Origin of the sequence: Gordonibacter sp. 28C (assembly GCF_003339845.1) — a bacterium.
In the GTDB taxonomy this organism is placed as follows: domain Bacteria; phylum Actinomycetota; class Coriobacteriia; order Coriobacteriales; family Eggerthellaceae; genus Gordonibacter.
In genome coordinates, this window is sequence record NZ_PPTR01000004.1 from 361666 (window position 1) to 372007 (window position 10342).

Sequence of the window (10342 nt, forward strand, 5' to 3'; positions counted from 1 at the left end):
TTCGTCGGTCTGACGACCGCACGGGATCCTTCGACTCGCTTCGCTCGCTCAGGATGACAATTCGAGAGCTCGCTTGCTCGGGACGACAATCCCGAGCGTCATGCGCTGATGACGAAATCGTACAGCACCCAGCTCAGCAGAATCATGATCACATCGTAACCGCCGGCCAGCATGAGCGACGGGAAGAACACGTCCATATAGCCCTCGCCGCCCACCACGACGGCCGTGGTGGCCGACACGCAGGCCCACAAAAGCGGGAAGATGAGCGGGATGAACAGCACGGCCAGCATGACGTCCTTGCCGCGCGTGTTGATGGTGATGGTGGACAGCAGCGTGCCGATGCCCGCCACGCCCACGGTGCCCACGAACAGCGGCACCGCCAAAAGCCAGAAGCTCTCGCCCGGCGTGGTGGTGGTGAGGAAGAAGAAGTAGAACAGCGGCACCGCGATCACTTCCACCGCCAGCAAGAACAGCAGGTTCGACGTGGCCTTCGCCAGGAAGATGACCGAGCGGTCCAGCGGCACCAACAGGATGCCCTCCAGGCAGCCCTGCTCCTTCTCGTGCGAGAACGAGCGGTTCAGGCCCAAAAGCGACGTGAACACCACGAGCGCCCACAAAAGGCCGCCCGACATCTGCAGCACGTCGAGCGTTGACGTGGTCTGCGCGAGCGCCGCGCCGTACACCACCAGCACCAGCAGCGCGTAGATGCCCATGGACGTGAGCATCTCCTTCGTGCGGAACTCCTGCTCCAGATCCTTGCGCAGAAGCGTTTTGTACTGCTGGAACGTGGAGGGGCGCACGAGCGCCACGCTGCCTGCGGGCCGGGCCGCGGCCTCCGCCTTCTTCGCGCGCGCCATCTAGGCCACCCCCATGCCCACCGTGGCCCGGTACAGGCCCGTGAACTCGTCGAAGTCGAGCGCGCTCTTCTCGTCGAACGCCACGACCTTGCCCTTCGCCAGCACGAGCGCGTGCGTGCACATGTCGAAGCCCTTCTGCAGATCGTGGCTCACCATGACGAACGTGCGCCCCTCGCGCTGCGATGCTATGAGCCCGTCGAATATCTCCACGGCATGCGGGTCCAAACCGGAGTACGGCTCGTCCAGGAACACGACGCTGGGATCGTGGATGAGCGCGCGGGCGATGCTCAGGCGCTGCGTCATGCCGCGCGAGAACGTGCGCACCACGTCGAGCCGGCGATGCTTCAGCTCAACGGCCGCGAGCATGTCGGCAACGCGCGCCTCCGGATCCTCCACGCCGTAGAGCCGCGCGAAGATGAGCAGGTTCTCCTCGGCCGTGAGGTCGGGGTAGAGCATGGAGTTGTGGGAGATGAGCCCGATGTGGTCGCGCACCCGGTCGGGCTCCTCCTTCACGTCGATGCCCATGAGCAGCGCCTTGCCCGAGGTCGCGCGCGACAGCGTGGCCAGCACCCGCAGCAGCGTGGTCTTGCCGGCCCCGTTCGGCCCGAAGATGGACAGGAACGCCCCCTGCGGCACCTCGATGGACACCTTGTCCACCGCCCGGCGGTTCCCGAACACCTTGGAGAGCTTCTTGGTTTCTATCGCAGCGACCATGGGGTCTTTAAGCCTCTTCCTTCTTCTCTTCCGCGAGGGCGCTCGCCCCTTCACCGGTCGGATCGGCTGGCGCCGAAGATCCTTCGTTCCCGCTTGCAGGTTCCTCGGCCAGCTTGCCACGCTTCGCGCCGCGGCGGCCCAGGGTGGCTATCGCGACGCCTGCCATGAGCAGCCCGAACCCTATCCACACCTCGGAGATGAGCGGGTTCACGCGCACGTCCATGGAGAAGTCGCCGTCCTTGTTCACGCCCTTGTACACCACGAACAGGTCCTCCGTGGGGAACGAGATCACGCCCGCAACGAGCTTCTGCTGCTGCGTGGACTGCACGAGCTGCACGGCCGGCGACACCGACCCCACGAACTGGCCGTTCTTGAACACGTCGTAGTTCACCGTGTACAGGATGTCGTCGCCGTTCGCCATCTCCTCCACGGAGTTCGACGTGTACTTCAGCGTGAAGTCCTGAATGGCGAAGTCCTCGGTGGTCGTATCGGTTGCCTCGTCGTAGCCCACGTAGCCCGTCCGCTCGGTCACGAACATCGACGAGCCGATGAGGCCCACCAAGATCACGGCCATGGCCAAATGCGACAGGAACCCGCCGAACGACGACGCGCGGTTCACCAACATGCCGAACGCGGCGGAGAGCACGCCGACGCCGTTCTTCTCCCGGTACGCGCGGATGCCGCGCCCCAGCATGAACAGCGAGTTGAAGAACAGCAGGCTGGCCACCAAGAAGCCCACGACCGTCAGGCCGTTGTAGTACCAAGCGGGGCTCAGCGTGGACAGCGTCTCCTTGGCCGTTTCGCTGCCCTGGGCCGCCAAGGCCGCGTAGTACGCCACGTTGTCCTGGTAGCTGGGCAGCAGGTAGGTGACGTAGTAGAACATGAGCACCGCGAACAGCACGAGCGCGCAGATACCGGGCACGCGGGCGCGCTTCCAGAAGCGCTTGCCCTCCGTCTTGCCCCACGACAGCAGCGGGCACACCGTGAGCACGATGAGGTACAGGATGCCCAACGGCCGCGCGATGGCGTCGTAGGTTCCCGTGGAGAACGTCAGGCCGAACGGCAGCGCCGGGGCGATGGTCATGAACGTGAGCAGCAGCGTGAACACGATCATGAGGAGGTTGTTGAAGTAGTAGGCGGCGTCCTTCGAGACCATGCTGGAGATGTCGTCGCCACCGGCCGTGGCCGGCCCGAACGACTTCCAGCGCACGATGATGCCCACGAGGCCGACCAGCACGGAGGCGGCGATGAGGCCGCCAAACAGCACGAGCGACACGTTGTCGCCCTCGAACGCGTGCACGGACTGCACGAGGCCGGAGCGCGAGATGAACGTGCCCACGACGACGAACGCGAACGTGAGGCACGCGCACATGACCGACCAGCGCTTGAACGCGCCGCGCTGACGGTACACGGTGAAGCTGTGGATGAGCGCCACGCCCACCAACCAGGAGAGCAGGCTGGCGTTCTCGACGGGATCCCAACCCCAGTAGCCGCCCCAGCCGAGCACGACGTAGGCCCACACGGCCCCCAAGCCGATGCCGATGCCGAGGAAGAACCAGGAGAACAGCGCGTAGCGCTGCGAGCGCACGACCCACGTTTTGGACGAGTCGTTCGTCACGACGGCGGCGATGGCATAGGCGAACGGGATGGTGAGGCCGGCGTAGCCCACGAACAGCGTGGGCGGATGGATGGCCATGGCCCAGTGCTCCAGCAGCGTGTTCATGCCCCAGAGCGCCGCCTCGCCGCGCAGGTTGCCCTGGGCGTCGAAGTACTGCGAGGCCGTGGCCGTGAACGGCATGTTGCTCTCGGAGAACAGCGTCACGCCCACGAACGCGGCCAGCACGATCTGCGACACGAGCAGCGCCATGGAGTCGAGCTTCTCCTGGCGCTTCAGGTTGCGAACGGCCACCACCGCGTTGAACAGGGAGATGAGCCATGCCCAGAACAACAGCGACCCTTCGCGCCCGGCCCACAGGCCCGAGAGCTTGTAGAGCCACGCGATGGAGCTGGAGGAGTCGGAGTGCTGGCGCACCACGTACTCGATGGACGTGTCGCCCGTCATGAAGCAGTACACCAGAATGCCGCAGCATGCCGTGAGCCCCACGGCGGACACGAGGGCCGCCACATGGCCGCCCCACGTGAGCGTTTCCGCGACGCCGCCCGCGCGCTTGCGTCCCGCGAGCGCGCCCGCAAGGAGGCACACGATGGAGACGGCGACGGCCGCAAAGGAGACGAGCAGCCCTATCAGACCGAATGTTGACATGTAGGTATCCCTTCGTTGCGGCCGCGACGAGCGCGGCCGCCAAGCTTATCCGATGGTTCTACGTCGTGCGCGTTACTGCGCGATCGCCACCTCGGTGGCGTGGAACTTGCCGTCCTCGTTGAGCGAGCCGGTGAGCACGAGCACGGAGCCGTCCTTCACCTCGTCGGACAGCGCGTCGTCGAACAGAACGGGCATCTCGCCCGAGCCGTCCGCGTCCGCGACGACGAAACGGTCCCCCTGGCCGGCGGCGGTCAGCGTGCCGTCCTTCACCACGCCGGTCACCTTCACCGGCTTGTCCAGAACGCTGTCGCCGTATCCCGCGAGCTGCGCCACGCCCAGCGCGTCGGTGGAGTTCTCGTACTTCGACGGGCACTTCGTCACGAGCTCGGTGGCGTGCAGCACGCCGTCCGCGTCGACCCTGCCCGTGCAGATGGCCGTCACGTCGTTGCCGAACGTGGCCGCCACGCCGCCTTCGTAGACGACGCGCAGGTACTGCGTCATGTCGCCGTCGGGGTCGTAGATGTCGAAGGTGAGCACGTTGTCGTCCGTCGTGAAGGAGTTCTCCACCACGTTGCCCGACACCTGGATCTTCTGGTCGGCGTACTGGCCGCCCGTCACGTCGGCTATCTTCACCGACTTCGCCGACGAGCTTCCCCCGACAACCGCCAGGACAACCACCAGCACGATGACGATGATGCCGGTGACGACGATCAGCCGTCGTTTCGTTTTCGCGTTCACGCTCGCCTCCTCCTCAAGAGCTTCCGCCCAATTGTCAGACACCCTAAAGTTCCGAAGAACGGAAGCACGGCGAATTCAAAGATTCACCATGTCAAACCGCTTTGCGTCCTCTGCGGGAACGAGCCGTTCCGTTCTTCGAATCTTTGAAGAGGGAGCCCGTCCAAGCAAGACGCTTGAGGCGGGCTCCCTCTTCGTTATGCGGTTGCGCCCAAAGGGCGCTTATCGACACCTGCGGTTTTACGCAACCTCAAGCTTGCTGGCTTGCTGGTACGACAGCCAACCGTCCGGCACGTAGGCCTCGCTGTGGCACTGCGTGCAGGCGTTCACCGAAGCGCGGTGAGCCTTGTGGCAGTTGCTGCAGGTCTGCTCGCCGTGCTGAGCCACGTGCGGATTGTACTGGCCCAGCTTAGACGTCGTCTGGATCAGGTCGTCGCGCGTGAGATTGTGGCAGGACTCGTTCAGGCAGAACGCGTCCTCCTCGATGCCGCGAGCCTCGACCAACTGCTCGAGATCGCGCTCTTCGAGCGGATAGTAGTAGTTGCCCGTGATCCAGTTCATGCCCTCGGACACCTGCTCGCCGATCGTCGGAACGTGGCAGCTGACGCACGTGTCGCCTTCCACGCGGTGGACGGCGGCCATCATGCCGCTGGCGTCCTCGACGTCGTTGCCCCACTTGTCCACGGCCGCCTGACCCGGCTCCGCCTCGTACGTCGGCAGATATGGATCCATCGGCGTGTGGCAAATGGCGTTGCAGAAGCTCGGCTGCTCGTGCCAAACCCAGAAGCCGGCACCGGCTGCAATCAAAACAACCGCGACAACGCCGACAACGATAGGCCACTTCTTTCCCTTTTTCTTGGGAGCGGCTTCTTCGGTCGTGGAGTCGTCGGTCGCGGCTGCCTCGGCAGCGGCTTCCACTTTGGTTTCCTCTTCGCTCATCTCCATAACCCCCTTTCTTGCATCCTCGATTGCCCGCACCTTCCAACCGGCTCGCGGGTGGCCCGCAAAACCGTCGGCACAAGCACTTTACCTCATGCATACTAGCCCTCAGTCGTCGTTGCGCCTATCACCCATTTGGGGGGAATTAGCCCGTTTTGCCCCCTTTTTTCGTGTGAGGCGCCCTCTTCGGCTTGAGATTTCGGCATATGCGCCGGGAGGGGAAAGCTGGTCGCTTCCCCCTCCCCTGCGCGGCGGAGAGACCGGTCGCGTTTCGTTTAGAGCATTGCCAGAGCTTGGTCCACGGCCGCCTCGGACTTGTTCAACGTGTCTTGGGCGAGCGCGGAGTTGTGGGCGCCGTCGCTGTTCTCGACCATGACCCAATCCCAATAGAACTGGGACGTGCGGTTGAGGTCGCGGATCTTGTTCAGCTGGTCTTCGGCCATGCCGTTGTTCTGAGCCTCGGCGAGCTTGTTGTTCAGCGTGACCAGCTTGTCGCCGATGCTGTTGACGCGGTCGATGGCGACCTTCTGCTTGGCCTTGACCTCGGCCTTGATGTCCTGGTGACACTTGGAGCAATCGTCGGCGATGAGCTTGTCGTTCTCAAGCGGGCTCGTCCACTTGTGGTTGGCGTACTCCAGGCCGTTGGCGTCCTTCTCGGTGCCCATGTGGCAGTCGGAGCAGCTGTAGCCCTGCTTGGCCATGGGGGCCATGTCGCCGCCGTACATGGTTTCGAACTCGGGGTGCTGCACCTTGATCTGCTTCGTGCCGTTCGTCGGGTTCGTGTGGTCGACGTAGTTGATGGAGTTCTCGTACGCCAGCACCTTGTCCGGCGTGGCCTCGGCCAGGCCCTTCCACGGGTTCTCGGCCGACTTGTTCTCGTTGGGGAACAGGTACTCGTTGTGGCACTGGCCGCAGGACATGGCGCCTTCGGGCACCTTGCTCGCGTCGTCGCCCACCGCGTCCACGAAGAACTGGCGGATGGCCTTCGAGCCGTCTGCCGGGCTGTTCTCATGGCAGTCGTAGCAGCTGATGGGCTCGGTTACCTGGGCCTCCATCTCGTGGATGTCCGACGTGTTCAGTGTGGGGTCGGCGTCCTGCTTCAAGATGAACTCGGAGGACTTGCAGGTCAGGCAGTTCGCCGTCTTGGGGTTGCGCCCCGTTTCCTGAATGTCCGTGAGCGAGTACGTGTGACCGTTCGGCTCGCTGTAGAACTTGGAGAAGGCGGAACCCGCCCAGATGGTTTGGATCTGCGGGTAGATTTGCGTGTAGTCGCCCGGATCCTTGTTCTCGTTGTTCTGCTCGTACGTGGCGTACTCGTTCGGGTACACGTCCTTCCACGCCTCGGCCGTGATGATGCCGTTCTCGTTCGGTGCGGGGATTTTGATGTCCACCGCCGATTCGCTTCCCTTGTTGACGCCTTCGCTCGGTTGCTGCGGCGCACAGGCCGCCAAGCCCGTGACCAAAGCGCAGGCGCACATGAGGAAAAGCCATAATCTCGTCTTCTTGCTTGCAATGATGGCTTTCATCAAAGCATCTCCTCCCTTCGACCTTCTGTAGATCTCTCCTCCACGAAATATACACTTTTTCGCTGGGGGTTCCGAAGGCGTCGAAGCCGCGCCGGGTGATTCCCACCCGAGGCATAGGGAAAAACCCTTCCCTTGACTATTCGCAGGTCAGAATTGAGAAAGGGCGGGGGTTTTGCGGTGTGCTTTGGGGTTGGGGTTTGGAGGCATCGAAAGACGGCGGGGATCAAACTATGATTATGTAAGTCATGGACAAAAATCTCTGCTGTGGTTGATTCATCTGAGGGGAAGCATGCGAGCCATTTTCCGCTATCAGGCGTTTTAGTGAAGCACCCTATCCCTTACGCGCGTAAAATCGACCATAGGTCCCGTTTTTGTCCCCGAACACACATTTTGGCCTATAGCCCGCAACCTCATAATCGATATACAAATCGGGACGAAGCCGTTGGCCTCGCCCCGATAAAATTTCCGTGGTGGAGATGATGGGATTCGAACCCACGACCCCCACGTTGCGAACGTGATGCTCTCCCAGCTGAGCTACATCCCCACGAATATGTGCGCCTTAGCGCGAGGACTTATTTTGCAGGTATTGGGCACTTTTGTCAAATAGAGAATCGAAATGTCCATAGAACTTGCGCGTATATGCTGGGCAAAGAGACGATCGCCGGACTAGGCATCGCCTGAACCGTCTTCGTCGAAAGGCTCCTCATCGCCAAAAAGCGCCCTCGCCTCTTCGGCCGACACGTGCACGATGATATCGCCGGGCTGGCAATCGAGCACCTCGCAAATGGCATCGAGTGTGGAAAAGCGGATAGCCCTGATCTTGCCCGTCTTGATGCGCGACATGTTCACGTTCGTGATACCGACTTTGGCCGCAAGTTCATTGAGCGACATCTTGCGGTCGGCCATGATGCGATCAAGGTGGAGGACGATGGGCATTGCGAGCGCCTAGAGAGTTTCGTCCGAGAATTCTTGCAAGAGAACTCCGTATTTAAATACAAAAGAAAAGGCAAAAACGATAGCTGCTGCAGCGAACGGAGTAAAGTTAATGGCAACAATGGCACTATCTCCAGTTGAAATATATCCATAGTTCATCGCATCAAATTGAATTAACGTGTTGTTAAAAGAAACAGCGCTGTCAACAATTGCGTATGCAAGTAAAAGTGCTGCAACGATTCTGAGCCGCCTTATTTGGCCCATAACGAAAGGCGATTCGCCTTTCGCTGCGCTTGAAAAAATTCGAATAAATACAATAAGCAGTGAAGCCACTACTAGGCCGTGCAAAAAATATAAAAAAATGTTAATCAGATTTAAATCATTTCGAATATTGATGTATTCAGAACTAAAATGAGACCAAAGCATGGTACCCAGGGCAAATAACCAATATACGCATAATAGAATCAGCAGAAATGAGAGTATGAAGCTGATCCATTTGCATATTTTTTTCAAATTGCAAAGTGTTTTCCTTGTTTCAACTTCATCAATATCCTGCATTGCACCTCTCCTAATAATTAGTGTATCTCATATATTTTAACATTCGCTACAGGCTGAGCGATACGCTAGCATTATCGTTAAAAAAGGTCTCTTCTGCAAAGAAGAGACCTTTTGGTGAAAATACCAATTTAAAAACCCGGAGCGAAACAAAGACCTCCTGGAAAACCAATGACAGGGCATGCTCCACGGGTTTCCTCACTATAAAACAGCATCCTACACACCTCCTTTCGCCTTTTCTAGTGCGGCGTTCATGGCCGCTCCTAACTTGTCGTAGAACTCCATGGTCATCGCGCAGTAGGAGTCTTGGGACTCCAGACTGCCCGATGCGAACAGCGAGCGGGCTCGGCAGCCTCCCCCGCAAATTCGTCCGTAACGGCACGTCGAGCATCCATCGAAACGCTCCGCGTCCAAGGCGCGGCACGTGGCCGACACCTCGCTCTCGAGCGCTTCGGCGAGCGTGCCGGTGAAAACGTTCCCCATCGCCAGCTCGGGGCGATGGAGCATATGGCAGGGATACACCGTGCCGTCCGCCGCCACGCTCACACCGCGATATCCCGCTCCGCAGTTGCGCTTGACGGTTATGTTCATGCTCACGGGAGCGTCCATGGCGGGCACGGGCCTGCCGTCGTCCAAGGTGAGCAGGCTCGCGCCCAGCTTCCGCAGCGCTTCCTCGTCGGGCAGCAGGGCGGCCAACTCGTCGTCGGGAGCGCACGTGAGCAGGCTGAAGTTGAGCGTAGCACCCAAATCCTTCGACAGGCGCACGTAGTCTTTGAGGTCGTCCACGTTCTTCGCGTGCACGGTGGGGATGATGTGCGCTTCCTTGATGCCGGCGGCTTGCACGGCCTTCACGGCGGCCACCAGCTCGTCGAAGCGCTGCTCTTCCCGGATATAGGCCGGAGCCGTGGCCGAGCAGCCGTCGAACGAGACGGACACGCAGTCGACGTTCGGCGCGAGAGCGGCAAGCGCTTCGTCGGTCATGCAGGTGCCGTTGGACAGCACGGTCACGGCGCGGATGCCGCAATCGTTCTTCGCATAGGCCACGATATCGGGCAGGTCGGCCCGCAGGAACGGTTCGCCGCCCGAGATGATGAGCGTGGCCAAGCCGGCGGCGGCCAACTCGTCGAGCGCGTGCTTGATATGGTCGAGCGGCGCGTCGTCCAGGCAGTTGCGCTGGTCGTCGTACGAATAACAACCCACGCAGGACAGGTTGCAGCGCTGCGTGACGTGCAGGTAGGCGGACACCACGGCTTCGGCAGGCTTCTTGTTGCTGAAGAAACCGCCTCGCGCCAGGTGCTCGAGCAGCGCGGCGTCGACGGCGGCGATGTCGGACTCCGCGACGTCTTCGCGTCGCAGCCGGTCGCACACGGCGGCACCCTCGGTGGTCAAACCGATGGCGTAGCCCGTGTTCATGTTGCCAACCATGGGAATGCCGGCGAAATCGAACGCGACCACCTGGTCACCGAATCTCATGAAGCCTCCTCGCGCCATCCCCGTCAGCCTGCCGACCCGAAACGGACGGCGGGCACGATCTCGTCGTTGACCCTCATTCTAAAGGTTGGATGGGGCGTTGTCGATTGATTGGGGCGAAAAGCGCTGTTGCGCAAAAACCGAGCTGCTCGAACGGCACCGTTCGCTAACGTTCGGCCCCCGTTCGCGGTTTATCGTTTAATGACTATTATAGTATGATACATTACCTCAGCAACGTCGCCGAGGCGGCGCGTCAGCGCGCCGGCCATGGCGACCGCGGTATCCAACAATGAAAAAGGGCGGCAACGATGAGATCATGCAAAGAACCCCCCCCCCCCCCCCCCCCCCCC

Annotated in this window: 9 protein-coding genes and 1 tRNA gene; all 10 read right to left on the reverse strand. The window is 61.1% G+C overall.

The window, feature by feature from the left end:
* Positions 1–98: 98 nt before the first annotated feature.
* Complete coding sequence (locus C1878_RS07550; RefSeq protein WP_114600993.1) at positions 99–857, reverse strand: heme exporter protein CcmB; 759 nt, start codon at positions 855–857, stop codon at positions 99–101.
* Complete coding sequence (locus C1878_RS07555) at positions 858–1571, reverse strand: ABC transporter ATP-binding protein (RefSeq protein WP_114600994.1); 714 nt, start codon at positions 1569–1571, stop codon at positions 858–860.
* Between the two features lie 7 nt (positions 1572–1578).
* Positions 1579–3834: a heme lyase CcmF/NrfE family subunit gene (locus C1878_RS07560; protein WP_114600995.1), complete on the reverse strand. Its 2256-nt coding sequence runs from the start codon at positions 3832–3834 to the stop codon at positions 1579–1581.
* A gap of 72 nt (positions 3835–3906) precedes the next feature.
* The gene (locus tag C1878_RS07565; RefSeq protein ID WP_114600996.1) at positions 3907–4572 is read right to left on the reverse strand and encodes a cytochrome c maturation protein CcmE; all 666 of its coding nucleotides are present in this window, start codon (positions 4570–4572) and stop codon (positions 3907–3909) included.
* 237 nt (positions 4573–4809) lie between these two features.
* Complete coding sequence (locus C1878_RS07570) at positions 4810–5508, reverse strand: cytochrome c3 family protein (RefSeq protein ID WP_114601023.1); 699 nt, start codon at positions 5506–5508, stop codon at positions 4810–4812.
* A 275-nt stretch (positions 5509–5783) separates the two neighbouring features.
* Positions 5784–7034 (reverse strand): ammonia-forming cytochrome c nitrite reductase subunit c552, encoded by a 1251-nt coding sequence (locus C1878_RS07575; protein ID WP_114600997.1) that lies wholly within the window; start codon positions 7032–7034, stop codon positions 5784–5786.
* Positions 7035–7502: 468 nt separating this feature from the next.
* Positions 7503–7578: transfer RNA gene (locus C1878_RS07580), tRNA-Ala, on the reverse strand.
* 122 nt (positions 7579–7700) lie between these two features.
* A complete protein-coding gene (locus tag C1878_RS07585; protein ID WP_114600998.1) occupies positions 7701–7970 on the reverse strand; it encodes a helix-turn-helix transcriptional regulator in 270 nt (89 codons plus the stop codon).
* Between the two features lie 9 nt (positions 7971–7979).
* Complete coding sequence (locus C1878_RS07590; protein ID WP_114600999.1) at positions 7980–8525, reverse strand: hypothetical protein; 546 nt, start codon at positions 8523–8525, stop codon at positions 7980–7982.
* Positions 8526–8738: 213 nt separating this feature from the next.
* Positions 8739–9995: a radical SAM protein gene (locus C1878_RS07595; RefSeq protein WP_114601000.1), complete on the reverse strand. Its 1257-nt coding sequence runs from the start codon at positions 9993–9995 to the stop codon at positions 8739–8741.
* Positions 9996–10342: the final 347 nt, after the last annotated feature.

Bases quoted from the DNA above. Each gene is read 5' to 3' on its own strand.
- C1878_RS07550 (WP_114600993.1), bottom strand. From the start codon at position 857: ATGGCGCGCGCGAAGAAGGCGGAGGCCGCGGCCCGGCCCGCAGGCAGC.
- C1878_RS07555 (WP_114600994.1), bottom strand. From the start codon at position 1,571: ATGGTCGCTGCGATAGAAACCAAGAAGCTCTCCAAGGTGTTCGGGAAC.
- C1878_RS07560 (WP_114600995.1), bottom strand. From the start codon at position 3,834: ATGTCAACATTCGGTCTGATAGGGCTGCTCGTCTCCTTTGCGGCCGTC.
- C1878_RS07570 (WP_114601023.1), bottom strand. From the start codon at position 5,508: ATGAGCGAAGAGGAAACCAAAGTGGAAGCCGCTGCCGAGGCAGCCGCG.
- C1878_RS07575 (WP_114600997.1), bottom strand. From the start codon at position 7,034: ATGAAAGCCATCATTGCAAGCAAGAAGACGAGATTATGGCTTTTCCTC.
- C1878_RS07585 (WP_114600998.1), bottom strand. From the start codon at position 7,970: ATGCCCATCGTCCTCCACCTTGATCGCATCATGGCCGACCGCAAGATG.
- C1878_RS07590 (WP_114600999.1), bottom strand. From the start codon at position 8,525: ATGCAGGATATTGATGAAGTTGAAACAAGGAAAACACTTTGCAATTTG.
- C1878_RS07595 (WP_114601000.1), bottom strand. From the start codon at position 9,995: ATGAGATTCGGTGACCAGGTGGTCGCGTTCGATTTCGCCGGCATTCCC.